The following is a 25,164-nucleotide window of genomic DNA, read 5'->3' as shown; positions in this document are numbered from 1 at the left end:
AAAAAAACACCACACAAGCAACTAAAGGGTTATTTTGAGACCCTCGATAGCACACGAATAAGGTAGTCAGCGTGGTTCGGTAATCCTCTTGTCCCCGAAGAGAACTGCGACAAGTCAAGCAGTTGAGGCCCGCCCTAGTTACACCGAATCTCCCCCTAATTTTGTTCAATTGTTAGAGTCAAAATAAAATGTTCGCCACCTGTGTGGATACCACAAATGTAAGTATGCTGGAGGAATGATGCAAGGGAAAAAAATAAATATTTCCTGAATGACCAATCCGCGACCTAATGCATTTATGTGCTTGTTAAAATCACCACTTTGTAGAACAAAAATCCAAACCTACCTGATCACTACCAGGATCAAAATGGCCAAAGCAATAAAAAACATGAGCTGGTAACCTCTGCGGCGGTCGGAAGCCCAGATTTTCTGGATGTTTTCACGCTGCTCTTTATCGGTCAAGAGGTTTGACCCTCGAATGATGCGCATCATGATGATGGCAATCAACACGTAGGCCACCAAATAAATCCGGTCCATCAGTACCATGTACCCAACATCAGGTAGGGCAGTACTGTAAGATTGTTGCAAAAAGACACAACTCAGCAAACCACCAATTGGCAGCGAAATGCGCGCGTCGATGTAATCAGGGTGGATGAACAAACCCAACAGACTGGCCATCAGCATGACCAGCAGTGGCAACAAGAGTTTGAGTAAAAAATAACTCAAGGGCCTGCCAATAGTCAATTTAAAGGTAAAATTGGAAAAAGTGGGTGGGCCGGTGGGTTCTCCAAAGTTGGTTTTGTAAGCGTTGTCGTGGGTATCAATTTCTGCACTTTTGATTTTCCAGCCAGGAATGTTAAAGCCCTCGCGCAAAAGGGTTTTACTGGTATCCGGCACATAAACCAAAGAATCCTTAGGGTATTCCACACTCTCAATGCGAATATCTAAAGGGTGTCGATCCATCGGGAAGTCTTTCAACTCAAAGGAATGGTAAAACCTGCCTTCAAACCGCATGCCATTGTAAAAAGAACCATCAGGCAGAACTTTGGTAGAGTCGTGGAAAACAACCTGGGTGGAGCCCCATTTTTCAATCGAATTGACAAATTCAATTTTGGTAGGGTCTAGCTTGCCTTTCCAGCGAAACCATAGGTAAAAATCGGCATAGTAGGAATACCCATTGATGTCGAGGTCGTACACATTCATCAGGTAAATGCCGGTGTAGACTTTTTGAGGTTCTTTTTTGGGCTTTTCGTCCGCTGCCCAAAGACAGGATACGCCCAGAAGGAACAAAAAAGTTAGTAGGGTAGGGTATAAAACGTTTTTAGGCATGGGTATAAAGGCTTTCAGTTTTCAAAAATAGCAAAAAGTAATTTACTTCTCTTCATAGTAATTCCAACCCTGCTTTCTTTTTTTAGCAAATGATAAAAAATGCCCCTAATTTTATCCTAATACTGCTCCGACAATGAAAAATAAATTGCTTTTGTTTTTTTGTACTTTGATTTGGTATTGCCCAGTGTTCAATACTGAGGGCGATCTGGAGCAAAACATTTTTGCCAATTTCGTACTCAACCGGACACCTATGCCGCAATGCCTTTCCGCAGAAAACTATAGCCTTACTTTACGCTATGCCCAATGGAAATTAAAAACCGCAAAAAGATTGAGCAAGAACCGAAGAGTATTACTCGGAAAAGGTTTTGAATACACGGTTCGTGAAGAAGCGGATGGCGAAAAAAGCATTGTCTTTTACAAAAAAAATGTAGAAGCTTTTGCCGTGAATGCCCAAGCATTGTTGCCATTGAATCCAACCACTGATACGACTCAATACCACCAGCTATTTTGTAACCTATTGGATAGCGCTAAATTTGCCAATCTCCCTCACAATTTAGTTTATCGCTATCACGATGGAGCTAACAATGTTTGGAGCATTGGCCCCAAAAAAATCGTTTATTACCCCGTCACTCCAGCCATGAGTTCAACAGGTACTTACAGCGGAGGTGAACCTTTTGAAAAAAATATATCCGAAACGCAGTTCACTGAAATTGAAACCTTGCTGAAAGTAGGTGTGGCCCATAAAACCATCCATGAAAATTCAAGGCTCAAAGGCTCTGGAATGATCGTTGAACTCCTTACCGACGTGCTAGTTGGAAGCACTTACCTATTACCGATGCGATCTGGGGAAAAGGAGGCTATTGAAACTTGGCTCGGGCAATTGAAAAAATAAGGACTGAATTATCAACCTACACCATGCAGCAACCTTCAGCAAAACTGGCCGAACAAATCCTGAAATGGATTCAGGAATTGCCAAGTTCAGCGCTTTCTCAATGGCTTTACAAAGTGTGCAAGGAACATCAAATGTTACCGTTGCACGCCACAAACATTTACCTTTGGACTTTGAAGTTGGATGGCCAGGTGTATTGTATGGACCATGAGGCATTTGGCCATCCAATAGAATTGGAGCAAGACTCCCTAGCCTGTTATGCGGCATTGTTTCACGGAGCTAATACCTATCCGGCGCTTGCAGAACTGCTTCCGCCCGCCCCAGACGGAGCGCTGGCATGTATAAACTGTGATGGCAAGGGGTGGGTTGACTCCACATCGTCATGCTTCGTTTGCCGAGGCCTTGGCTGGCACCAAAACCAAATCACACGCTAACCCAATCCATAACCATATGCTTAGTTATCAAATTGAAAATGACCTCTCAGTCGCCGAATTTCGCGCTGTCCTAATCGCTTCCACCCTCGGCGAACGCCGCCCCATCGACGAACCCGAGCGCCTGCAAAAAATGCTGGAACACGCCAACTTGATTGTAACGGCCCGGGATGAGGGCAAGTTGATTGGGGTTTCCCGTTCCTTGAGTGATTTTGCTTTTTGCACCTATTTGTCCGATTTGGCGGTGGATGTGGCGTACCAACACCAGGGTATTGGAACAGAGTTGATTCGGCAAACCAAACTGGCGAGCCCACAGGCGAAATTGATTCTTTTGTCAGCGCCAAAAGCCATTGGGTATTATCCGAAGATCGGGATGAGCCGACATGAGTATTGTTTTTTTGTGGATCGGGTAGAGGAGTTGGTAGGGTGAAGACAAATGATGAGTAATAGAAATGAATGCAAATTTTAAACAAATACCCATGCCACCCATCCCTTTTCAATCCATTGACTGGTCCCTAATCCCCAAAACCGAGCACCCCGGCGAATCCGGCATCGCCCATTGGCAAACCCTCCAACTGCTCGGCCTACGCATCCGCATCGTGGAATATTCCCCAGGCTACATCGCCGATCACTGGTGCCAAAAAGGACACCTGGTACATTGCCTGGAAGGTGAATTTGTCAGCGAAATGGAAGATGGAGAGCAATTTGTGCTGAGCAAAGGGATGAGTTACATTGTGTCGGATGACTTGAGTTCTCATCGCTCGGTCACAGAGGAGGGAGTGAAATTGTTGATTGTGGATGGAGATTTTTTGAAATAATACCAAAACGACATTTATTAAGCACAAAGGACACAAAGGCAGCACAAAGAACACAAAGCGAAGCGTCGTCAACGTCTAACTTGGTGTCCTTTGTGCTGCCTTTGTGTCCTCTGTGCTTAAATCGTGTCGCTTTGGTATAGGTATATTCTGGTGTTACCCGATCCATCCACCTTAATACAAAGGATTCCCCAACGAATCCACCCGCAACGAAGCCGGCGTCGGCAAAGTCATCATCGAAATCGCTTTAGCCATTCCCGGTTCAGGATTCGCCGAGTTTTTGACCATTTTTACCCAGGACATGTAACCGCCATCTTCCGACATCCCCTGAATTTGCCACTCGACATCCCGATTGTCGTCGATAGCTGAATCCAGATACACGTTTTGCATGATCCGCCCCATATAAGGGTTTTTTTCTTCGTGTACGAAGTAAGTCCCTTCGTCCAGGGTTTTGCCCCATTGTCCAGAGATGTAAGTACCATCGGAATGGAACTGGAACCAAACCCCTTTATTGGTCCGTTGGCGGATGTAACTCTCCTGGCCAGTTGGCACCAGGTAATGCTCAAAAACCCAATAATTCATTTGGAGTCTTTGGATCACTGGATGATTAGGGGGTGCTACTGGCGCAGCGGCGATTCCCTTTTTTTCCAAACCAGTTACAGCACTCACATCTTCGGAACTGGAACCGGTTTTGTCTGGTTTGCAGCCGGTTACCGCCATCAGTGCGGTAAATCCTATCAGCAGTACACTTTTGATCATGAAGGATTATTTTTTGTCGTAGAAAAAAGTTATTTACTCTGTGCCCAATGCAGTGATGATTTTGCGGAACCGTACACTGTCAAAGTCAGGAATCACCAAATCTGATTCATCTTGTAAATCATTGGCCTTACCTACCCCCACTACAAAAAAATTGGCTTCTCCTGCTGCCGCTGCCCCATCTTTGGTGTGTTCAAACACGATGGTTTCTTCGGGAGACATGCCTAATTCTTTGGCTGCCCTTAGGTACACCTCGGACGAAATTGAAGAAAACCCGGTACCTTCTATTTCAATGACAGAATAAAAAAGGTGGGTAATCTTTAATCGGTTGAGTACTTTGGTTGTGTTGGGATAGGTGGAAACGATGCCTAAACTGAGGCCCTTGTTTTTGAGTTCTTTGATGAAAACAAAAACGTCGTCTTCAATGTCATCGGGAGTAATGCCAGCAATGTGTGCAGCAATCTCCGCGTCAATGGCTTCCATGATGTCGGAACGTTGAGCCGCATCAATTATTTTGCCACTGCGCTGGATTAACGCCTCCAGGGCTATTTTCCGGGCCTCACCGTAGGTGACTTCATTTTCAGCCGGATGTTCTATGGAATCTATGCCCCATCGCAGTGCCAAATCGTCCAAAGCCTCATAAAAGATACGTTGCGTATCTACGATGACCCCTTCCAGGTTAAAAATACAGGCTTTGATCATAAATCATTTGGTGCTTTGGTGATGCTGCAAAAGTAAGGCTTAAATTTATCATCATTAACCCGGCAGCAATCTTTTTTCAAGCCCATTAAACTTTTATTAACTTGTGTCGTCTAATCCAGCACGGTCATTTTCCACCTCACAACCAAACTCTTAACCTATGGATAGAAGAGCTACGCTTTCTACTCTATTGGGCCGTTCCCATGCTGCGAAAGCAATTTCCCCCATTGAAACGCCAAAACCACCCGTGTTTGGACTTGCTCCTTATGCCGGTACTTTTGGGTTTGAACAAGCCGCTCACCTCTTGCGCCGCACTACATTTGGGCCAAAATACGCCCAAATTAAAGATGCAGTGAGCAAGGGCCTGAATGCGACTTTGAATGAATTGTTCAAGGACAATCCGCTTCCGAACCCTCCGCTGAATTACGATTATACTACCGATCCCAATGTGCCTGTAGGCTCTACCTGGATTGATGCACCTTACGTAAGGGACACTTCAAATGGTGGACTTTTGCACCAGGGTTACCGCAACACTTCGCTACGCACCTGGACTTACGAAACCATCCTGAACGAGGGCACTTCAATTCGAGAGCAACTGACTTTGTTTTGGCACAACCATTTTGGGATTGGCGACAACCAGGATCCCAAATTTTGGTATCGTCACATCACCCTCTTGCGCACCTATGCCTGGGGCAATTTTAAGGAATTGATCAAAAAAATCAACATCGATCCCCTGATGTTGCGCTTTTTGAACAGCAATCAAAATACGGTAAACGCGCCCAACGAAAACTACGCCCGGGAAGTGCTGGAGTTATTTACCATTGGCAAAGGGCCATTGGTTGGCCCAGGTGATTATACCAATTATACCGAGCAAGACATCCGCGAGTTCGCCCGCGCGCTCACGGGTTGGCGCGATCAGGGCTACAACGTGACGGATGCCACCACCAAAGTAGGCTCCTTCTTCCGCATTTCTTCCCACGATGCCAAGACCAAAAAACTGTCGCACCGCTTTGACGAAACCGTGATCAACAATGGGTTTGACAAAGAACACGAAACTGTGGTGGACATCATTTTTACCAAAAAAGAGGTGGCGCGCTTCATTTGCAGAAAACTGTATCGTTGGTTCGTTTATTACGAAATCAGTACCGATGTGGAGCAAAATGTGATTGAGCCGATGGCGGATATTCTGGTGCAAAACAACTATGAAATCAAGCCAGCATTAATGGCATTGCTGAAAAGTGAGCACTTTTTTGATGTCTTGAATATGGGGCCGATGATTAAAAACCCCATTGTGTTCAGCCTTAATTTGCTCAAACAGATAGGTTGGAATGCTTTGGAGGCTTCGGATTTAGCTACCCGGCACAAGGCTTTGGCTGCTTTAATCAGGGAGGTGAACAATCAACAAATGGTCTACTTTGATCCACCAGATGTGGCGGGTTGGAAGCCTTATTACCAGGAGCCGGCTTTTTACCGCATTTGGATCAACGCCACTACGCTACAAGCCCGAATGCGACTCACCGACCGCATGGCCACCAACAATTACACCGTTGGCGTGCGGACTGGCTTGAATGTGTTGAATTTTGCCAACACCATGCCCAATCCCAACGACCCATACTTACTGGTAGAAGACATGGTCAGTGTACTGCTGCCGCAGTCTTTGACCGATCCACAAATGACCGATTTGATGAATGCTTTTCTGGCAGGAACACCGGACTACGAATGGAATACCATTTGGACGAACTACACCAAAAATCCTGGCAACAACACCGCGCGCTCAAGTGCGGAAACCAAGTTGCGGAATTTGGTGAAAGCCATTTTGAGTTTGCCTGAATTTTTCCTTAGCTAGAACAAACCTTCAAAACCATGAAAAGAAGAAATTTCATCAAAACGGCAGGGGTAGCTGCAACAGTTCCGATGGTGTTAAACGGGATGAAAATTTCCGCTGCACCCATGAGCCCTCTTTTTAGCAGTGTTGATCCCTATTCGGATAAAGTTTTGGTTATCGTTCGTTTGAGTGGAGGTTATGATGGACTAAATGTTGTGTTGCCGCTGGACCAATACAGCAATCTGTCAAAATTGCGCACCAACATCTTGATTCCCGATACCAAAGCAATAAAAATCTCCACTGAAACGGGCTTGCATCCAGCGATGACTGGCTTTCAGCAATTGTTTCAGGACGGGAAATTGAGTGTGGTGCATAGCGTAGGTTATCCTAATCAAAACCGCTCCCACTTTCGCTCTACCGACATCTGGCAATCAGCTTCAAGTGCCAATGAATACGTGAACACCGGCTGGGTTGGCCGCTACCTCCAGGATGATCACCCAACTTATCCGGAGGGTTATCCCAATGGGGAATTCCCGGACCCCTTTGCCATTACTCTTGGGAGCACAGTATCTGAAACTTGTCAAGGTACAGTGGGCAATTTTAGTTTAACCCTGACCGATCCCTTTAACTTTGGCAAATTGACCGAAGGCAAAGAAACGCTGTTTCCCGAAACACCCTATGGTCAGGAGTTGTCCTTTTTGCGCACCTCGATTTCGCAGACCAATCAGTATGCAGATGTCATTGGTGCCGCATCCAAAAAAGGCAAAAACCTGGCCACTTACCCAACCTCCAATCTGGCTTCCCAACTCAAAAACGTAGCCCTTTTGCTTTCTGGCGGGATCAAAACCAGGGTTTTTGTGGCTAACCTTGGCGGATTTGATACTCACGCCAATCAGGTAGATGCAAGCGATACCACGCGGGGAACCCAACGTGAGTTGCTGCTGATTTTATCCGAAGCCATCAAGGCCTTCCAGGAAGACTTACGCCTGATGAAAATAGAAGAAAGGGTGCTGGGTTTGACCTTTTCTGAGTTTGGCCGCCAAATCAAGTCCAACTTCAGTATGGGTACCGACCACGGTACTGCTGCTCCACTCTTTGTATTTGGCTCTTGTGTAGGCAAACAGATCGTGGGTAAAAACCCGGAAATTCCGGCCACTGTGCCCGATCAAACCGGGGTGCCGATGCAAATTGACTTCCGCGATGTCTATGGCTCTATTTTGCAGGATTGGTTCGGCGTCAGCGAAGCGGAAATCAAAGATTATCTGTTTGCTAACTACACTCGTTTGCCCATTGTCAAAAACTGTGCTGTGGCAACGGATACCGAGGATCTAAGCTTTGAAGCTACTTCCGTTAAGGCTTATCCAAACCCATTCCGGGAGATGTCTCGCATCAGCTTCCGCCTGAATGGCTCTGCCTGGACCCGCATCAGCGTGTTTGACAATATTGGCAGCGAGTTGAAAGTGCTGATGAATCAACAACTGGGCGCAGGTGATCACCAATTAGATTTTCAAGGTGAACAATGGCCTGCTGGTATTTATTTTTGCCGCATCCAGGTCGGACGTGAGGTGCAGACCCTCCGTATGGTGAAAATATAAGGGGCAAAAAAAATAAATGTTCATTTTGCCAAAAGATTGGCTAAGTAAACGCTCCATTTAAAGTGTCTTAGCTAATCCTTTGGCCTAAAAAAAATGAACATTTATTTTTGCCCCACTACTAAATTTATTCGAATGCGATTTTTTTGTTGGTTTTTATTCTTGATTCCTGTCTTGGCTCATGGGCAAAGGCAGGAATTTTTTCATCCTCAAATGGGGACTTTGTTTCAGGTCATTTTGTACGCGAAAGATACCGTGCAGGGCAAGACAGTAGCTCAAGAGCTATTTAATCACATCGATACCCTCAATGCCCTATTTAGTGATTATGTAGAAGAAAGCGAAATCAATCGGCTCTCGGCTTCGGCAGGAACTGGGCAAAAAGTAAAAGTAAGTCCCGAGATGTGGCGTCTGATCACCTTTTCTCAAAAAATTGCCCGGAAAAGCAATGGCAGCTTTGACCTCAGCATTGGCCCACTGAGCAAACTGTGGCGGCGAGCTTTTCGACAAAGTCAATTCCCCGCCAGGTCAGAAATTGAAGCAGCCAGGGCAAAAGTCAACTACCACTTCATTCAACGCTATCCTTTAAGCAAAAAAATTCGCCTGGCTGAAACGGGTATGCGCCTGGACGCAGGGGGCATTGCCAAAGGATTTGCCGTAGATGAATGTTTTAAAATCCTGCGCAAGGCTGGGATAAGCAGCGCCCTGGTGGCGGCAGGAGGTGACATCAGGGTAGGGGCGGTACCACCTGGTAAAACCGCCTGGATCATCGCCAGTAAGGGCTTAAATGGAAAAGGGGAAACGGTAGATGTAGAACTGTCTTTAGAGCATCAAGCGGTGTCAACCTCCGGCGACACTTACCGCTTTTTGGATTGGGAAGGCCAGCGCTATTCCCACATCATCGATCCCCACACTGGACTCGGGATTCAGCACCGGCAGTTCAGTCGATTAACCGGCCCCAAGGCAACGCTGACCGATGCGCTGGCTACGGCAATCAATGTTTCCAATGAGGAAGAGCGAAAAATTTTGATGAAAAAATTTTCTAGATACAAGCTAGAAGTATATGAATCAAAAGATTAAGCATTTGCACTCGGAATATCTGCAAATAACATTTTATCCCTCAAAGTCTTTTCCTTATTTTGTACCGAACAAACAAAAGTACAAATGCTTAGAAGGAAATTCGTCCAATCAGCTTTTGCTGCCTCTGCGGCCATCGCCTCCGGTGCCACTTTAAATGCCGCAACTCCAAATAGCCCAGCTTCGTCGAAGCGTCAATTCAAAATGAAATATGCGCCACATTTTGGGATGTTCAAAAATAGCGCAGGAGACGATCCCATTGATCAATTGAAATTCATGGCCGACCAAGGGTTCACAGCCCTGGAAGACAATGGCATGAAGGACCGTACCCCAGAATTGCAAAGCAAAATTGCCGACACCATGGCCAAGTTGGGCATGCAAATGGGCGTTTTTGTAGCGCATAAAATCTACTGGACGGAACCCAGTTTGACCAGCGGCAAACAAGACAAACGGGATGAATTCCTCAAGCACATCAAAGAATCGGTGGAAGTTGCCAAACGGGTAAATGCCAAATGGGCCACGGTGGTGCCCGGTTATGTGGATTTGCGCCAGGATATGGGCTATCAAACCGCCAATGTGGTGGAGTCCCTGAAACAAGCTTGTGACATTCTGGAACCACATGGTATTGTCATGGTTCTGGAACCGCTTAACTTCCGGGATCACCCTGGTCTGTTCCTCTCCAAAGCAGCACAGGGTTACGAGATTTGTAAGGCTGTGGATAGTCCTTCATGTAAAGTCCTTTTCGACATCTATCACCAGCAAATTTCCGAAGGCAACCTCATCCCGAACATCGAACGTGCCTGGGATGAAATCGCCTATTTCCAAATTGGTGACAACCCAGGCCGTAAAGAACCTACCACCGGAGAAATCAACTACAAAAACGTCTTTAAATTCATCAATGATAAAGGGTTTAAAGGGGTAATGGGGATGGAACATGGCAATGCCAAACCTGGTAAAGACGGCGAAATGGCCTTGATTAAGGCGTATGAAGAGAGTGACAATTTTTAAACTGAGGAGTTGAGAGTTGAGAAGTTGAGGAGTTGAGGCTGTCGCAGGGACTTTGACAATACCCTTGTTCAAGTCCCTGCGGCAGCCTCAACTCCTCAACTTCTCAACCCCTCAACATAAACTTCTAATGATGTTCAAATCTAGCACCTTATTGTTTACCCTGGCCTTGAGTTTGCTCTCTTTGGCCATGACCAAAGACGAAGTAGTGAAAGTTGTGTTTTTTGGGGATTCGATCACCCAGGCGGGCGTGCAACCCGGAGGGTACATTACCAAAATGAAAGATGCACTGATCAAACAGGGCATCAAGGACAAATACCAACTCATTGGAGCGGGAATTGGTGGCAACAAAGTTTATGACTTGTACCTTCGCCTGGAAGAGGATGTGCTGGCCCACAAACCCAATGTTGTGGTGATTTATGTGGGGGTCAACGATGTTTGGCACAAAACCAGCCATCAGACGGGGACTGATCCGGACAAGTTCGAAAAATTCTACGTCGCCTTGATTAAAAAGTTCCAATCCAATGGCATCAAGGTCATTTGTTGTACCCCGGCCGTGATTGGTGAGCGCACCGATCACAGCAACCAACAGGATGGTGACCTCAATCGCTATTCCAGCATGATTCGGGACATAGCTGCCAAATTCGATTGCCCTTTGGCTGACCTGCGCAAGGAGTTTTTGGCCTACAACCTGAAAAACAATCCAAAAAACCAGGAGTCGGGTATTTTGACCACCGACCGGGTGCACCTGAACGATGCAGGCAATCAGTTGGTAGCAGATTTATTGTTAAAAATGATTGTTAAATAATGTATAAAATGCGCAAAGATCACATCATCCTGCTGTTTCTCTGTCTTTTTTCATTGAGCGCTTTTTCCCAAAAGCGAATTTTGGTTTTTTCCAAAACCATGGGATGGCGTCACAACTCCATTCAGCGTGGCATTCAATTCTTTCAGGATTGGGGCAAAACTGCTGGAGTAGCAGTGGACACTACGGAAGACAGCAACAAATTTACCGAGGAAAACCTCAAACGTTACAACGCGGTAGTGTGGCTAAACACCACCGGCGATGTACTGAGCCCGTCGCAACAAGTCAACTTTGAGCGCTACATTCAGGCAGGAGGGGCTTATGTGGGCATCCACGCCGCTTCCGATACCGAATACGGCTGGCCTTGGTACAACAAGCTCATGGGTGGGTATTTCGCCAGTCACCCTGGCAATCCCAACGTACAAAAAGGGACCATGACCGTAATGGATCGGAATCACCCCTCCACGCAACACCTTGATGCCACATTCGACCACACGGACGAGTTCTACGACTTCAAATCACTGCGTACTGATTTGATTAAGCCACTGATCAAAGTGGATGAAAAATCATACAAGGATGGCAAAATGGGCGATTTTCACCCTATGGCCTGGTACCATGAATTCGATGGAGGCAAGTCTTTTTATTCCAATTATGGCCACACCTGGGAATCTTTTTCCGACCCAAAAATTGCCAAACACTTCATCGGTGGTTTGACCTGGGCCATGTCCGAAAAACTGGATTACAGCAAAGCCAAAAGTGAACAGGTGCCTGATCCAGCTCGCTTCACCAAAACGGTACTGGTCAACAACCTCGATGAGCCAACTGAGTTGGCCGTTTTGCCCAACGGTAAGGTGTTGTTCACCGAGCGCAAGGGTAAACTGAAAATGTGGAATCCCCAAACCGGTAATGTAAAAGTAGTGGCCAATGTGCCCGTCTTTTCCACCCACGAATACGGCTTGATGGGTTTGGGTGCTGACCCGAACTACGCTCAGAACAAACGCCTGTTTTTGTATTACACACCCAATGACAACTCAAGGGAAAACCGCCTTTCGCAATTCACTTATGATGATGCCAAGGATACCCTGGTTTTTGCTACTGAAAAAGTCGTCTTGCGGGTTCAAGTTAAAAAAGACGGCTGCTGCCACACCGGCGGTTCCATCGATTTTGATGGCAAAGGCAATCTCTTTTTGAGCACGGGTGATGATACCAATCCTTTTGAGTCAGATGGCTATGGCCCAATGGATGGCCGTCCTGGTCGTGCCGGTTTTGATGCCAGATATACTTCCTCAAATACCAACGATTTGCGGGGTAAAATTCTGCGAATCAAAGTTCAACCCGACGGAACTTACACCATTCCTGAGGGCAACATGTACCTACCAAGTACGCCCAAAACCCGTCCGGAAATTTTTGTAATGGGCTGCCGCAACCCTTATCGCATTTCGGTAGACAAACATACTGGCTTTGTGTATTGGGGCGATGTAGGCCCTGATGCAGGTGAAGACAGTGCCGAGCGTGGGCCCCGTGGTCACTGTGAATTTAATCAGGCCCAGAAAGCGGGTTATTTCGGTTGGCCACTTTTTGTAGCCAATAATAAACCCTATCGCCGCTGGGATTTTGACACCAAAACTGCGGGTACCGCCTACGACCCTAAGGCACCAGTGAATGAAAGTGCACACAACACGGGTTTGATTGAATTGCCTGCTGCACAGCCGCCCCTGGTATGGTATCCCTACGCGGCATCCAATGAATTTCCGTTGATGGGCAAAGGAGGTCGCAACCCTATGGCTGGCCCTGTGTATTATGCCGACGATTTCAAAAACGCTCCCAATCGTTTCCCCAACTACTACAATGGCAAGTTTTTTGCCTACGAGTGGATGCGCGATTGGATCATGGTGTTTACCCTGGATGAAAATGGCAAATACGCTGACATGGAGCGTTTTGCGCCCAATGTCCCCTTATCCAACCCAATGGACATGGCTTTCCATACCGATGGTACCTTATACATGTTGGAGTATGGCAAAAAGTGGTTTTCAGCCAATGAAGACGCCACCTTGTTCAAAATCGAGTACAATCCGGGCAATTTGCCACCAACTGCAAAATTGGAAGCAAGTACAACCGCCGGTAAAAAGCCACTTAGTGTAAACTTGAGTGCTTCTGCTTCCAAAGACCCCGAAGGTCAAGCTTTGACCTACGCCTGGGATTTTGGCAATGGCAAAGGCAGTAGCAGCCCCAATGCGGTTGCGAAGTACAAAAAGCCAGGATATTATGAGGCCGAAGTAACCGTTTCGGACGCCCAAGGTAAAACTTCCAGCTCAAAAGTTGGGATTCGGGTAGGCAATGAAATGCCAAAACTGGACTTGACCGTAAAAGGCAATCAAACCTTCTTCTTCCCAGGAAAACCACTGGAATACGCCATTAAGGTAAGTGACAAGGAAGACGGTGAAGTAGGCAAAGGAATTAACAGCGAAGATGTGGCGGTAAGTTTGAACTACATCGAAGGTTTCGACCGTACCGGTGTGGCTCAAGGGCATCAAACCAACTCAGGTTTTGTCGCGGGCAAACGCTTGATCGAACTCTCCGACTGTAAGTCTTGCCACCAGATGAGCGAAAAATCAGTTGGTCCATCTTTCATGGATATTTCCAAGAAATACAAGGACAGCTGGGAACCAGTTGCCGGAATTTTGGCCAATAAAATCCTCAAAGGTGGTAAAGGTGTTTGGGGCGAACAAGCCATGAATGCCCACCCACAATTGTCCAAGTCGGAGGCAGAATCGATGGCTGAATACATCCTGTCTTTGTCCAAGGACAAAAAACCGGAAAACCGCCCACTTGCAGCTTCCGTCAACCTGAGCGAGCACGAGAAAAAGCAGCCAGGGATGTACATTCTGAGTGCCAGTTATACCGACAAAGGGATTCCAATGGTGGGCGCTTTGATCGCCAGCCAGACGATTGCCTTACGTTCACCAATCCTTTATGCAACCGAAGCGGATGCCAACCGAGAAATGATGCGTGCACGGGGCAACAGCCCGATGCAAGTGGCCAACGATAATGCTTACCTGCGTTACAATGGCATTGACCTGACGGGTGTTTCCGAAGTCACGGTGTACACCAAGGGTTTTGGCGTTGGTGGAAAGATTGAATTGCGCACAGGTTCTCCAGAAGGTGCATTACTGGCCGAAACCAGTTTCCCCAAAGGAGACAAAAAAGATGTGCCCTTAAAATTGACCGCCGCTGCTCCCGCCGGAAAACAGGATATTTTCATTGTATTCCGAAACCCGGATGCGAAGGGGAATTTCCTGGGAGGAGTAGAAAAGTTTGAGTTTAAATAGCAGGACTTTTTTTCAAATTTCACGACAGCCAATATTTGAGCGAAATGCTTGGATATTGGCTGTTATCTTTGTGCCCATAAACACAAAAACACACGCTTGTAATGACCCAAGCCAACCACGTCTTTATCATCACACTCAGCATCATCGCATTAGGTTTTTTGTTGAAAAAATACGGTTTCGTCAAAGAAGAGGAAGGCAAAATCATTTCCAAGTTTTTGATGCACACTACTTTTCCAGCCTTGATGTTGGTGTCCATGGTGCGAGTAGAGCTGACGCCCTCATTGTTTTTACTGCCGCTGTTTTGTATCGGATTTTGTAGCCTGATGCTTACAATTGCCTGGTTTTGGTTTGGCAATTATTCGAACGAATTACGTGGAGTGCTCACCATGGGCGCAGGTACTGCGAATGTGGGCCTGTTTGGTTTCCCGATCATTGAAGGTTTGTTTGGCAAAGAAGCCCTGGTTTACGCGGTGATGTACGATATTGGGAATACCATCATAGCCTTTGGAATTGTTTACCCATTGGGGAGTTACATCGCATCGAGCGGAGCACAAGCAGTCGATTGGCGGATGATTCTCAAACGGGTGTTTAGTTTGCCACCCTTTTTAGCCATGTTTGTGGGCCTTACCATCAATCTTCTGAACATTCCAGTACCGAAGTTAATGATGGATGGCCTGGATGTTTTGGCTTCTGCTAACAAGTCGCTGGTACTTTTACTCATGGGCCTTTACCTGAGTTTTGCTTTAGATAAAAACAAGCTGAAGGCCATTTCCAAAGTGTTGGCGATTCGATATGTGGTGGGTTTTGCAGCAGTTGCGGCTTTGTATTTTTTGCTACCCGCTGACTCTCAGATGCGCAGCGTCTTGATCGTTTGTGTGTTGCTGCCAATTGGTTTGACCATTCTACCCTTTTCGGATGAAATGAATTTTGATTCGCGAATTGCGGGTACACTATTGAATATTTCTTTGCTGATCAGTTTTGGCTTGATGTGGGGAGTAGTGGTGGTGTTGGGTTTGCGGTGATTTTAGGGAACTTTATGCGCAAAATTTTGCGGTAAAAGAACTTCCCGAAAGTGGAAAACTTTCGGGAAGGGGCCTTCAGATTTGGGTTATACGCTCAAAATCCAGGATTGCCCTTCCGAAAGTCTTCCACTTTCGGAAGGTTCTGCCCAGTAGAGACTTGGAAAAAGTGGCTATCCTTTACTCTATTCAAGGATTTTCAAATTCATTCTTTTCAAGGCTGTATTGATTTCTGGCAATTTTGCCTTGATGGCTTCCATTTTTTTATTGATGCCCTCCAAACTGGCTTGAGCCGCTGAAGCGGCCTCAATTGCCTGTTGGGTAGGCGGCATGTCCGCATCCTGCAAAACACCAAAAACACCCGCAAAATTCCGATTCGCTGGCCCAAATTCTTTTTCCAGGGCCACCAGGGATTCGTTCAAATCGTGCAATTTTGGCGCCAGTACCCCATTTTTGAGCAGGCCCAGATTGGTTTTGATTTGCGCACGCAATCCTGCCGTCTGGTTTAGCAAAGCATTTAATTTTTTTTGCCCATCATAACAAGTCATCGACAAGTCAAACTGTTGCCGCAATTGAGCAGTACTGGTTTGCACTCGAGGATCCATCTTGATCCCCAAAGGCTGTGTAAAGCTTTGACCATTGACGGTCAGTCGCACCGTATAATTGCCCGGCATTACCCAAGGTCCGGTAGGTCGTGGCGCAGTATTTCGATAAGTGGCTGCAATCGGAAAATTCGCTGGCCCAGGTAGAGGTGTGTAGTGCAAATCCCACACAAAGCGATGTGAACCAGCTGCCCCCGATAAAATCTGCTGAGGGCGAATCCAATAGGGCGGGACGTTGTTCGGAGGAATATTGTCTGCTGGGTCATTTGGCGTAAATTTGCGCACTAAATTCCCTGAAGCATCCAAAATTTCCAAACTCACAGTGGCAGCTTCTTTGAGGTAATAATTGATCACTGCACCATCGGGTGGATTGTCGCCGGAGGGTTCTTCCTGAGGAATGGGTGTGTCGGTATTCATGTTCCAGCGTACGCGGTAAGTCAGCTGTGGCTTGTACAAAATTGAATTTTGGGTGGCTAAAGCTGGAGTCAGGTGCCGTAGTGGAGTGATGTCGTCCAGGATCCAGAAGGAACGTCCGTGGGTACCCACCACAATGTCATCGTCTTTAATCACCAAATCGCGGATCGAAGTGGCAGGCATATTTAAACGCAAAGATTGCCAGTGCTCACCGTCATCGAAGGATACTGAAACCATCCGCTCCGAACCTGCAAAAAGTAAACCCTTTTTGAGCGGGTCTTCCTTGACTGCATTGATCGGGTCATCGGGCAAACCCGTAACAATTTCCTGCCAGGTTTTTCCCCCGTCGCGAGTGCGGTAAATGTGTGGGCGCATATCATCGCAACGGATTCGATTGACGGCAGCATAAGCAGTGTTTTTGTCAAAATGGCTGGCCTCCATGATCGAAACCTTACTCCAGGAGGTAACCGCAGGTGGAGTGACATTGCTCCAGCTCTTGCCGCCATCCTTTGTTACTTGAATGTACCCATCATCCGTACCTGCCCAAATGAGATTTGAGTCCAAAGGAGAGGGTGCAATGGTGTAAATGACGCCTCGCCGGGGCATTGTTTTCATGTCTGCAGTGGTGTAAACGCCCACACTCTCTGGGACATCGTAAGTCTCTCGAGTCAGATCCGGACTGATGATTTCCCAGGAGTTACCACCATTCCGAGTTCTGAACAATACATTGCCTGCGTAATACAAGGTTTTGGGGTTGATGGGGGAAAACAGGATTGGGGCCGTGCGAATGAAGCGATATTTTCCAGATCGAACTGCTTCTGGAGCAATGTTTTGGGTTTGCCCCGTACGTTTGTCAAAGCGAGTGACCTTTCCGCCGTAAATGATGTTGGGGTCAAGCGGATCGGGAGCTACATATCCATATTCTTCTACGCCCACCGGGTGCCATTCCCGAAAGGTGATGCGGCCATCGTTGCCTCGTGAGGTAATCCCCACCGAACCACTTTCCTGCTGGCCGCCGTAGACATTGTAAGGAAAAGCATTATCTGTACTGACATGGTAAAACTGTGCGGTTGGTTGATTGTACCAGGAACTGAAGGTTTCTCCACCGTTGACCGTGATGATGGCTCCCTGGTCGCTGGCCAGTAAAATGATATCCGGGTTGTTGGGATTGATCCAGATGCGGTGGTAGTCGTCGCCTCCGGGTGCACCGCGGAAAGCGGACCAGTTTTTACCGCCATCCGTTGATTTCCAGGCCACAACATTGGCTGAGTAAACGATATCGGGGTTTTTGGAGTCCACTTTTACCTCGGCAAAATCGCTGCCGCGCCCCCAAAGCCGGGCGTCGGGATTCATCAGGGCCCAGGATTCACCACCGTCGTCGCTACGGTAGATGCCCCCTTTGGTTGGGGCGTCGACCGTGGCGTAAAGGCGTTTGGTTTGACTGGGCGCAATACAAAAGCCAATGCGCCCTAAACCTTCGGCAAAAGTGGGCAAACCTGTGGCCTTTTTTTGCCAGGTAGTCCCACCATCGGTTGATTTGTAGAACCCACTTTCGGGGCCTTGCCAGGCGCCATTTTCCCAGGGACCCTGGCGGGCTGCCCATAAGCTGGCGTAAACGATATTCGAGTTGCTGGGGTCGATGGTCACTTGGATGGCTCCGGTGTTTTCATCTTTGTACAATACCCGGTCCCAGGTTTTGCCACCGTTGGTGGTTCGGTAAACGCCGCGTTCCGTGTTGGGGCCGTAGGGGCGACCGAGAACAGCTGCAAATACGCGGTTTTCATTCCGTGGATCAATGTCGATGCCTCCGATTTGTTGGCCTTCGCGCAGGCCAATGTGTTGCCAGCTTTTGCCTGCATCAACGGATTTGTACATGCCATCACCGACCGATAAGTCCGGCCGTTGAAGGCCTTCGCCGCTGGCTACATAGAGCACATTTGGGTTGGAAGGCGCTACGCCAACATCGCCTATCGAACCAGTGGGTTGGTCGTCAAAAATAGGCACCCAGGTGCGGCCGTAGTCGGTGGTTTTCCAAACGCCACCGTGGTTGACCCCGATGTAAAAAACATTGGGTTGCTGAGGTACACCTACTGCACCTACCGTACGGCCTCCCCGATGCGGTCCAATCATGCGCCAACGCATGGAGTTGAACAATTTGGCGTCGTAGGGTTGGGCCTGTACCTGGAAAAATGCCAGGATGAAAAAGAGTAGAAGTTGAATGGTTTTATTGGTTTTCATACGGAATCCGTGATTGTTTGAGGGAAAGTTAGCCGATTTTGGGTGGATTCCAGTACTGATTCGATAAGGATTTTTATTTTGGCAGCTCATTTTTGAATATTCCGATTCACTATGCCATTACCCATTTTCAACTACGCCGAAACACATCCAGACCATATTGCCATCCAGGAGGAAGGCGAATCGTATACCTACGGTAATCTGTTAAACGCAGCCGTAGCTTTTGCCCATAATTTACTGCAAAATGAAGCCGACCTTGCCGAACGCCGCGTCGCCTTTATGGTCAAGCCCGGCTTCGACTACGTGCGCACCCAATGGGGGATTTGGCTGGCAGGCGGCGTTGTTGTACCATTGTGTATTACCTACCCCTTACCTTCTTTGCAGTATGTTTTGGAGGATACCCAAGCGGAGATTGTGGTAGTTTCGCCGGAATTTGAGGCCGTCTTGGGCGATTATTGCCGGCAAAAAGGACTTCGCTTGATTATTCTGGGCAATGAAGAACCAATGGTAAAAGGAATTTTGCCTCAAGTGGATTTAAGCCGCCGGGCCATGATTTTGTACACCAGCGGCACCACCAATTTGCCGAAAGGAGTAGTAACTACCCACCAGAACATTGCTGCACAAATTGAATCCCTGATCGAAGCCTGGGCCTATTCCGATACGGACCACACCCTGTGCATTTTACCGCTTCACCATGTGCATGGCATCATCAATGTGGTATCCTGCACTTTGTGGGCTGGGGGGAAAGTGCAGTTTTTGCCCCATTTCGAAGCTCAAAAAGTGCTGGATATTTTTTTGCAGGGTGACTTGAATGTTTTCATGGCCGTACCCACCATTTATTTTAAATTGATCGAAGCTGTGGAGGCGATGTCAATGGAGGCGCGAGCGCAATTGAAGACTCGCTTGCAAGCTTTCCGTTTGATGATTTCGGGGTCAGCGGCCTTACCTGTGTCGGTGATGGAAAAATGGGAAGGCATCAGTGGCCACCGTTTGTTGGAGCGCTATGGCATGACCGAGATTGGTATGGCCATCAGCAATCCTTATGTTGGGGAAAGGAGGGCTGGATATATTGGAATGCCTTTGCCAAGGGTGGCAGTACGTTTGGTTGATGATCACCAACAAGAAATCGGCCCCGGCGAAGTTGGGGAAATTCAAATCAAGGGCGATAATGTCTTTTTGGAATACTGGCAACGCCCGGATGCTACCGCGCAAAGCTTTACCACCGATGGCTGGTTTATGACGGGCGATACTGCTGTGGTAGAGGAAGGATATTACCGCATCCTCGGCCGCACTTCGATGGACATCATCAAATCTGGAGGTTATAAGTTGTCAGCCCTGGAAATAGAAGAAGTTTTGCGAACCCATCCAGCCATTGCGGATTGTGCAGTAGTAGGCTTGCCAAGTGAAGAGTGGGGTGAAACTGTAGCGGCTGCGCTGGTCACCAAAGCAGAAATCGACCTAAAAGCCCTCAATACCTGGATGCGGGAACGAATGCCTGCTTATCGGGTGCCTCGGCAGTACCTTTTGGTGGCAGAATTGCCGCGTAATGCGATGGGGAAGGTGACGAAAAAGGATGTGAAGGGTTTGTTTTGAGGCATGAAAGCGCAAATTTTGTTTACCTACTTTATGGAAGAGGCTTGAATGACTTATTGGATTTTGTTTTGGATGTCTATTAGGCAAGATGGGCTTCTAACTCTGAATAATACTCGTATATGGAGAAAATGTATATAGTGATTGCATAGGTCGTGTTGACAACTAATTGTTGCTTTCCCCAGAGCTTTGCATCGTGAGTTATAGTATTTCGATTTGAATATGCATAATACATGTCTTCTGCAAATCTATAATTTGTTATTTGTGCGCGTCTATTTCCGTCAGGGTCAAGTTTTCCAAGAGATTTTATTACAGCACCCAGTCCTTGTTTATGTAATGTAATGCGGTTGTATTCAGCATTGTCAACAAAGAACAAGATTTTTTTTAAGAATGGGTCAAGACTTGTTGATATTTGTTTGAAATAATTCAGTAAATCACTTTTGTCATTTGAATGCCTATAAAATTTAAAAAAAGTTGGCAAGAGTTGCTCATTGAGGCCATCAAGACCTGATTCTGCTGTTGTCGCATCAATCAAAGCTTTCAACATATTGAGTACATCTTGAAAATTTGCTGAGTTTGGAATAGTTTGATATACATTGTTAAAGCGACCCTCTAGATCATGAGAAAGCTCTTTTTGGATTTCTTGCCAGTTATACACATTTGTTGTAATATTTTGAATACTTGAGAGCCTTATCCATGTTTTATTTTCTTTGTCGAATTTGACAAACTCATTTTTATTTTCACTTATAATTGTGTAAATTGTTTGTTTTTTGTAATTTAACTTGCTTGCCATCTTTTTTGTCAACTCAATAAGTTGGCATCCAAATGGACCAGACATATTTATGTAATTTTTTATTTCTAATAAAGCAATGTCTTTTTTTGATGTTGACAGCTGTACTGGCATTTTTTTTAGCTTAGGAGCTACATCATTTTTATAATTACTTAACCATTCTGGGAGAATGAATTTGTCGCCATTCAATTTAGTGTATTCCATTGCTGTAATAGTCCGAATAGAAGTTTCTTTTAATGTAGGTCTAATGTTTTTTACGTATTCAATTATTTCTTTGTGCAAAAGAGGGTAGTTATAGTGCAAAAAAGCCTTTCGAATTAAACTAGAAATACTATCTGTGTTCTCTTCCCATTCAAGGAAAGAATACACTCCTGTTCTGCCTTGAAAAACAATGTCCTTTTTATCCTTTAGCTGAGACAAAACGGAGCTTTTATTGACTGATTTGTTTGAACCTAATCTATAGAGGCTGACATTAATTTCTCTAACGATTTCATCTACATGAGCACTTTTTCCGAATTGGAATAGGATTCTTTCGGCCATATCAGCTGCTGATGATAATTTATCAAGCCGGATCTGATACATTTCCTGAGAATTTAGGGTTATTTCTTCGATTTCAGGAAAGACTTTTAAAACGAGTTCTAAAACATTTCTTTGAATAGAACTATCCGCTCGTTTAACTCTAATAATCAGGTCAAAAATTGAAAGCGGCAAAACGCTTTCTTCTAAAGTGTCAAAAATAATTTTGCTAGCTTGAAAGAATTTATCTTTGTCAATTTTTTTGTCAGCAAAGAAAAGCTCCACATCTGAGAGTGAAGGCCCATTTCCGCCTGGTTTTATATCAAATAATTCAAAAAGTAAAATAAGATACGGGTAATACTTTTTTCAAAAGAAGAATTGTAGTTCTCCTTGAGGATACTAATCAAAACAGTTTTTGAAAATACCTTTTGAGATTTGAGTTCTGAAAGTAGTGAATTGATTGTACGGACAATCTTCTCATCACATCTGATTTTTAATTTTTTAGATAAATTTCCCTTGAGAATAGATTTCAGCTCAGAAATGGAAATTGCAACCAATTGGCTAACTCTTGCATTCGTCACATCATAAAATAAGCCAATGTCAGTTAAGAAATAACTAGAACTACCCATCAAACCAAAATATTTCATAAAGGACTCGCCTCTTCTAGGGTCGTTTTTGCTTGTAATTTTAATATAATCATCAATCGTATCTTTAAAGAGCTTTAAAAAAGGCTCATTAAAATCAGGGTTGGATGGGATTTTTGTTCCGTTTTTTTCGGCATTGTATATTTCTAGAAATTTGTCAGGGTCTGCTTTTAAATTAGATGCAAAATTGCTTAGGGTGTCAATACTGTGCTTTGCTATGCCTGGTGTGGCTAATAAACTTTCATATGTTTGGTTTTTTAGGTCTTCAACTGTATTTATGTTGTTTTTTATTAAATTATTCAAAAGCTTACCTGGAAAAAATTCTGGAATGTATTTGAACTCTATTTTTTCAATTGATGGATCCACAATGAAGTTGATAATTGGTTCTTTGCTTGAAAAATTAACAATTAACATGTTTTTGTTAGCAAGTAGCCAATCCTGTAATTCACGAAGTTCTTGAACAAGTGTTTTTCCAACACCAACTTCTTTGGCAAAACTTGATAAATCAATCTTAGCGATATCGTCTAATGATTGCACATTTCGTCGTGCCAATTTATTATTTAAGCTTGTAGAAATCTTCTTTTTTATTTGATCAAAATCAAGAGGTGTTTCACTATTGCTCATCATTGAATTTTTTATAATAAAACCAAGCAGTACAAGGACTGTTGTAGCGAACAGCTAAAGTTAGATTTATACAACAGCAAACCTAAACATCGGGCCTATTCGACTAATAGGGAGATTTGCATGAGGAATTACAAGCACCTAAATTCCATACCCCGAAAGTTCTCTAACATGCTCCGGCAACAATGCCAACACAATATCTTTTTTGTCAACCCCTAGATCTACCAAAATTTCTGCGATTTCGTCCTCTGTTCGATTTTCCATGATCCAGATTTTACCATCAGGTTTAATGTGTAGGTGGATTCGGACCCTCAAAAAATAATGGTTCAAATTATCCCAGCCTGCGCGCATGATTTGGTAATGATGATGGGTCGTATCCGTTAGGACATAAGTTTCTCCATCTTTGTGTTCACCTTCATACTGTTGTAGAAAGTTTAGAATGATGGCTTGGTATTTTTCTATTTTTTCCATGTAACAATGTTTGGCTGTTTTGAATCAAAAACGATATACCGCACTTCGTAATTACGCAATATGTCCAAAATGAAGGAATAATCTTGTAGTCGATCGTAAGCAAAGTCCGGTATAGCAAGAAACAAAATCCGCTCAGGAGCAAGCTTTTTTAGCACTTCGAGATAAACAAGGTACTGGCCGAATACACTGTGAAATTCGTGACTGATTGAAGTTCGAAGAAAACTTTTTACTTCAACTGCTATTTTTTCTGGTCCTTTTTCGGCTACAATCAGTTTTTCTGCACCTAAATCAATTTCATAATCGATTTTAGCGGCAAAATCACTGAGGTAAAGAGGATCATGAGTGATTAACCAGCCTTCTTCCTCAAGTGCAATTCGTACTTTTTCATGGTAAAGGTCTCTTGCCATGGTGATTTTCTTCTTTCAAAGATACGTTTTTTGTGTGATTGAGTGGGGTGAAAATTAGCCGCTTTTTACCAACAACAATCCAACCCCAATGGGCATCAACGCACTTACGCCAAACAGCAGCAAATAATATCCCGGCATAAAACCCCAACCCGCCCAAAACAAGGTGCCTTGCAAAAACAACAAAGCCTCTGATCCAATGATTCCGCTGCCCAGCGCGATCAAGCCCCAGCTTTGATTTTTGCTTAAACTAGAACTTTGCCCGTATTGGATACCCAGGATGAAAAAGCTTAAAATGCCCAACATCATCAGGTGGATAAAACCAATGATGTAATTGCGGATGGTATAGGCCATTTGGGCTACGATCGGCAGTGCCACAGCTGCTTGTACGACTATTTTAAAACACAAACTGAGTAAGGACAATTGCCAAAGGCGAAATTGAACTGGCAATAAGGCTGCTTTAATGCTTGAAAGGATTGGCCAAAAATGTTGAAGCAACAACACCAAAGCGCTTAATTGGAGCAATACACCTATACTGTTACAGGCAAATACCAGGGGATGGGGCTCAGACCAGGCTACCGCCAAGGCGAAGGTCAAAATGGCCGCACCAATTAGTAATCCATAAAACCATCCCCGGAATGTTTTGGAAGGCATATGCCCTTTTTGCTCCATCCACTGAAAGAACAAAGCCAACACCGCAATGATGAACCAGCCGTTGAACTGGAAGTGTAAAAAAAACTGCACGGCCAGGTGGTACCAAATGCTGTGTTTGAATCCCAAAGCCATCAGAGGGCCCATGGACCAAACGCCGAAGGTAGACAGTACCATGAAGGCCAGGGAGCTACGCAGCAAGAGTCGACTAAAACCCGGTGTTGCCTTGCTATCCATCCATACATTGGCGGCAAAGGTGTAAGCGCAGAATATGTGTAAAGTGGAAAAACTGATCGATACCGGGCCGTACCCTTGAAAGGGAAAACTGAACAACATTCCCAATACACTGATTTGACTGAGCCAAAAGAGACGCCGATAGAATCGGGATGTCGCCTTTTCTTTTGGTACAAAAAAAGTAACCACCAGCCCATACAAGCCCAAATACAACCAGCCCAGCATGGCTACGTGCGAGTGAGCATGCAGGATGTTTTTGTAGTTAAAAAAAGGGATTTCCTGGATGAAGGCGAAGCGAAGGGTTAGCCCCAGGAGTGCGGCGATGAAAAAGTTACCCAGGGCGACTCGGAACCAAAGAGAGGGCATGGCTTAAAAGTTATAGGTTGGATCACCCAGGTGATTATAGATGATCCAACCCAAATGATAC

Annotated in this window: 21 protein-coding genes; 12 read left to right on the top strand and 9 right to left on the bottom strand. The window is 45.5% G+C overall.

Translation table 11 applies throughout. The annotated features are described in order from the left end of the window. Positions 1-339: 339 nt before the first annotated feature. Complete coding sequence (locus ACO08K_RS25935) at positions 340-1,326, bottom strand: hypothetical protein (protein WP_421799397.1); 987 nt, start codon at positions 1,324-1,326, stop codon at positions 340-342. A 133-nt stretch (positions 1,327-1,459) separates the two neighbouring features. Between ACO08K_RS25935 and ACO08K_RS25930 the strand changes: the two genes are divergently transcribed. From ACO08K_RS25930 to ACO08K_RS25915, 4 genes are read left to right on the top strand one after another with little or no spacing between them, the layout of a single operon-like run. Beyond that, a complete protein-coding gene (locus ACO08K_RS25930; RefSeq protein ID WP_421799396.1) occupies positions 1,460-2,218 on the top strand; it encodes a hypothetical protein in 759 nt (252 codons plus the stop codon). Positions 2,219-2,241: 23 nt separating this feature from the next. Then, the gene (locus ACO08K_RS25925; protein WP_421799395.1) at positions 2,242-2,649 is read left to right on the top strand and encodes a hypothetical protein; all 408 of its coding nucleotides are present in this window, start codon (positions 2,242-2,244) and stop codon (positions 2,647-2,649) included. Between the two features lie 16 nt (positions 2,650-2,665). Then, on the top strand, positions 2,666-3,076 hold the full coding sequence (locus ACO08K_RS25920; protein ID WP_421799394.1) for a GNAT family N-acetyltransferase: 411 nt from the start codon (positions 2,666-2,668) through the stop codon (positions 3,074-3,076). A 49-nt stretch (positions 3,077-3,125) separates the two neighbouring features. Next, positions 3,126-3,464, top strand: a complete 339-nt coding sequence (locus ACO08K_RS25915; protein WP_421799393.1) for a DHCW motif cupin fold protein — start codon at positions 3,126-3,128, stop codon at positions 3,462-3,464. Positions 3,465-3,635: 171 nt separating this feature from the next. On the opposite strand, the gene ACO08K_RS25910 is transcribed toward ACO08K_RS25915, so the two are convergent. Then, positions 3,636-4,220, bottom strand: coding sequence for a hypothetical protein (locus ACO08K_RS25910; protein WP_421799392.1), 585 nt, complete (start codon positions 4,218-4,220; stop codon positions 3,636-3,638). 33 nt (positions 4,221-4,253) lie between these two features. Continuing rightward, positions 4,254-4,919 carry an HAD family hydrolase gene (locus ACO08K_RS25905; protein WP_421799391.1) on the bottom strand — a complete coding sequence of 222 codons (666 nt, stop codon included), beginning with the start codon at positions 4,917-4,919 and terminating at the stop codon, positions 4,254-4,256. A gap of 157 nt (positions 4,920-5,076) precedes the next feature. Between ACO08K_RS25905 and ACO08K_RS25900 the strand changes: the two genes are divergently transcribed. The 7 genes from ACO08K_RS25900 to ACO08K_RS25870 all read left to right on the top strand — a co-directional run bounded on the left by ACO08K_RS25900 (position 5,077) and on the right by ACO08K_RS25870 (position 15,568). Beyond that, positions 5,077-6,762 (top strand): DUF1800 domain-containing protein, encoded by a 1,686-nt coding sequence (locus ACO08K_RS25900; RefSeq protein WP_421799390.1) that lies wholly within the window; start codon positions 5,077-5,079, stop codon positions 6,760-6,762. A 17-nt stretch (positions 6,763-6,779) separates the two neighbouring features. Next, positions 6,780-8,336 carry a DUF1501 domain-containing protein gene (locus ACO08K_RS25895; protein ID WP_421799389.1) on the top strand — a complete coding sequence of 519 codons (1,557 nt, stop codon included), beginning with the start codon at positions 6,780-6,782 and terminating at the stop codon, positions 8,334-8,336. A 132-nt stretch (positions 8,337-8,468) separates the two neighbouring features. Beyond that, positions 8,469-9,410 (top strand): FAD:protein FMN transferase, encoded by a 942-nt coding sequence (locus tag ACO08K_RS25890; protein WP_421799388.1) that lies wholly within the window; start codon positions 8,469-8,471, stop codon positions 9,408-9,410. A gap of 84 nt (positions 9,411-9,494) precedes the next feature. After that, positions 9,495-10,415: a hydroxypyruvate isomerase family protein gene (locus tag ACO08K_RS25885; protein WP_421799387.1), complete on the top strand. Its 921-nt coding sequence runs from the start codon at positions 9,495-9,497 to the stop codon at positions 10,413-10,415. A 130-nt stretch (positions 10,416-10,545) separates the two neighbouring features. Beyond that, positions 10,546-11,220 (top strand): SGNH/GDSL hydrolase family protein, encoded by a 675-nt coding sequence (locus ACO08K_RS25880; protein ID WP_421800582.1) that lies wholly within the window; start codon positions 10,546-10,548, stop codon positions 11,218-11,220. 8 nt (positions 11,221-11,228) lie between these two features. Continuing rightward, positions 11,229-14,546 (top strand): ThuA domain-containing protein, encoded by a 3,318-nt coding sequence (locus tag ACO08K_RS25875; RefSeq protein WP_421799386.1) that lies wholly within the window; start codon positions 11,229-11,231, stop codon positions 14,544-14,546. A gap of 101 nt (positions 14,547-14,647) precedes the next feature. Beyond that, positions 14,648-15,568 carry an AEC family transporter gene (locus tag ACO08K_RS25870; protein WP_421799385.1) on the top strand — a complete coding sequence of 307 codons (921 nt, stop codon included), beginning with the start codon at positions 14,648-14,650 and terminating at the stop codon, positions 15,566-15,568. Positions 15,569-15,750: 182 nt separating this feature from the next. On the opposite strand, the gene ACO08K_RS25865 is transcribed toward ACO08K_RS25870, so the two are convergent. Continuing rightward, complete coding sequence (locus ACO08K_RS25865; protein ID WP_421799384.1) at positions 15,751-18,819, bottom strand: WD40/YVTN/BNR-like repeat-containing protein; 3,069 nt, start codon at positions 18,817-18,819, stop codon at positions 15,751-15,753. Positions 18,820-18,930: 111 nt separating this feature from the next. On the opposite strand from ACO08K_RS25865, the gene ACO08K_RS25860 reads away from it, so the two are divergent. Further along, positions 18,931-20,409 carry an acyl-CoA synthetase gene (locus tag ACO08K_RS25860; protein ID WP_421799383.1) on the top strand — a complete coding sequence of 493 codons (1,479 nt, stop codon included), beginning with the start codon at positions 18,931-18,933 and terminating at the stop codon, positions 20,407-20,409. A 79-nt stretch (positions 20,410-20,488) separates the two neighbouring features. Here ACO08K_RS25860 and ACO08K_RS25855 read toward each other — a convergent pair whose 3' ends face one another. The 5 genes from ACO08K_RS25855 to ACO08K_RS25835 all read right to left on the bottom strand — a co-directional run bounded on the left by ACO08K_RS25855 (position 20,489) and on the right by ACO08K_RS25835 (position 25,103). Continuing rightward, complete coding sequence (locus ACO08K_RS25855; protein WP_421799382.1) at positions 20,489-21,997, bottom strand: hypothetical protein; 1,509 nt, start codon at positions 21,995-21,997, stop codon at positions 20,489-20,491. A 32-nt stretch (positions 21,998-22,029) separates the two neighbouring features. Then, complete coding sequence (locus tag ACO08K_RS25850) at positions 22,030-22,980, bottom strand: hypothetical protein (RefSeq protein WP_421799381.1); 951 nt, start codon at positions 22,978-22,980, stop codon at positions 22,030-22,032. A gap of 138 nt (positions 22,981-23,118) precedes the next feature. Then, entirely contained in the window at positions 23,119-23,448 is a 330-nt protein-coding gene (locus ACO08K_RS25845) for a XisI protein (protein ID WP_421799380.1), read from the bottom strand. Beyond that, positions 23,436-23,855, bottom strand: coding sequence for an element excision factor XisH family protein (locus ACO08K_RS25840; RefSeq protein WP_421799379.1), 420 nt, complete (start codon positions 23,853-23,855; stop codon positions 23,436-23,438). The genes ACO08K_RS25845 and ACO08K_RS25840 overlap by 13 nt, the downstream gene beginning before the upstream one ends. A gap of 54 nt (positions 23,856-23,909) precedes the next feature. Next, a complete protein-coding gene (locus ACO08K_RS25835; RefSeq protein ID WP_421799378.1) occupies positions 23,910-25,103 on the bottom strand; it encodes a hypothetical protein in 1,194 nt (397 codons plus the stop codon). Positions 25,104-25,164 lie beyond the last annotated feature (61 nt).

The sequence above is a fragment of the Haliscomenobacter sp. genome, from assembly GCF_965225875.1.
Lineage (GTDB): Bacteria > Bacteroidota > Bacteroidia > Chitinophagales > Saprospiraceae > Haliscomenobacter.
The sequence above is the reverse complement of the archived record's forward strand: the minus strand, read 5'-3'. Positions and strand labels throughout refer to the sequence as shown.

Excerpts from the sequence above, each read along its gene's own strand:
- ACO08K_RS25935 (WP_421799397.1), bottom strand. The coding sequence starts at position 1,326 with ATGCCTAAAAACGTTTTATACCCTACCCTACTAACTTTTTTGTTCCTT.
- ACO08K_RS25930 (WP_421799396.1), top strand. The coding sequence starts at position 1,460 with ATGAAAAATAAATTGCTTTTGTTTTTTTGTACTTTGATTTGGTATTGC.
- ACO08K_RS25925 (WP_421799395.1), top strand. The coding sequence starts at position 2,242 with ATGCAGCAACCTTCAGCAAAACTGGCCGAACAAATCCTGAAATGGATT.
- ACO08K_RS25920 (WP_421799394.1), top strand. The coding sequence starts at position 2,666 with ATGCTTAGTTATCAAATTGAAAATGACCTCTCAGTCGCCGAATTTCGC.
- ACO08K_RS25915 (WP_421799393.1), top strand. The coding sequence starts at position 3,126 with ATGCCACCCATCCCTTTTCAATCCATTGACTGGTCCCTAATCCCCAAA.
- ACO08K_RS25910 (WP_421799392.1), bottom strand. The coding sequence starts at position 4,220 with ATGATCAAAAGTGTACTGCTGATAGGATTTACCGCACTGATGGCGGTA.
- ACO08K_RS25905 (WP_421799391.1), bottom strand. The coding sequence starts at position 4,919 with ATGATCAAAGCCTGTATTTTTAACCTGGAAGGGGTCATCGTAGATACG.
- ACO08K_RS25900 (WP_421799390.1), top strand. The coding sequence starts at position 5,077 with ATGGATAGAAGAGCTACGCTTTCTACTCTATTGGGCCGTTCCCATGCT.
- ACO08K_RS25895 (WP_421799389.1), top strand. The coding sequence starts at position 6,780 with ATGAAAAGAAGAAATTTCATCAAAACGGCAGGGGTAGCTGCAACAGTT.
- ACO08K_RS25890 (WP_421799388.1), top strand. The coding sequence starts at position 8,469 with ATGCGATTTTTTTGTTGGTTTTTATTCTTGATTCCTGTCTTGGCTCAT.
- ACO08K_RS25885 (WP_421799387.1), top strand. The coding sequence starts at position 9,495 with ATGCTTAGAAGGAAATTCGTCCAATCAGCTTTTGCTGCCTCTGCGGCC.
- ACO08K_RS25880 (WP_421800582.1), top strand. The coding sequence starts at position 10,546 with ATGTTCAAATCTAGCACCTTATTGTTTACCCTGGCCTTGAGTTTGCTC.
- ACO08K_RS25875 (WP_421799386.1), top strand. The coding sequence starts at position 11,229 with ATGCGCAAAGATCACATCATCCTGCTGTTTCTCTGTCTTTTTTCATTG.
- ACO08K_RS25870 (WP_421799385.1), top strand. The coding sequence starts at position 14,648 with ATGACCCAAGCCAACCACGTCTTTATCATCACACTCAGCATCATCGCA.
- ACO08K_RS25865 (WP_421799384.1), bottom strand. The coding sequence starts at position 18,819 with ATGAAAACCAATAAAACCATTCAACTTCTACTCTTTTTCATCCTGGCA.
- ACO08K_RS25860 (WP_421799383.1), top strand. The coding sequence starts at position 18,931 with ATGCCATTACCCATTTTCAACTACGCCGAAACACATCCAGACCATATT.
- ACO08K_RS25850 (WP_421799381.1), bottom strand. The coding sequence starts at position 22,980 with ATGAGCAATAGTGAAACACCTCTTGATTTTGATCAAATAAAAAAGAAG.
- ACO08K_RS25845 (WP_421799380.1), bottom strand. The coding sequence starts at position 23,448 with ATGGAAAAAATAGAAAAATACCAAGCCATCATTCTAAACTTTCTACAA.
- ACO08K_RS25840 (WP_421799379.1), bottom strand. The coding sequence starts at position 23,855 with ATGGCAAGAGACCTTTACCATGAAAAAGTACGAATTGCACTTGAGGAA.
- ACO08K_RS25835 (WP_421799378.1), bottom strand. The coding sequence starts at position 25,103 with ATGCCCTCTCTTTGGTTCCGAGTCGCCCTGGGTAACTTTTTCATCGCC.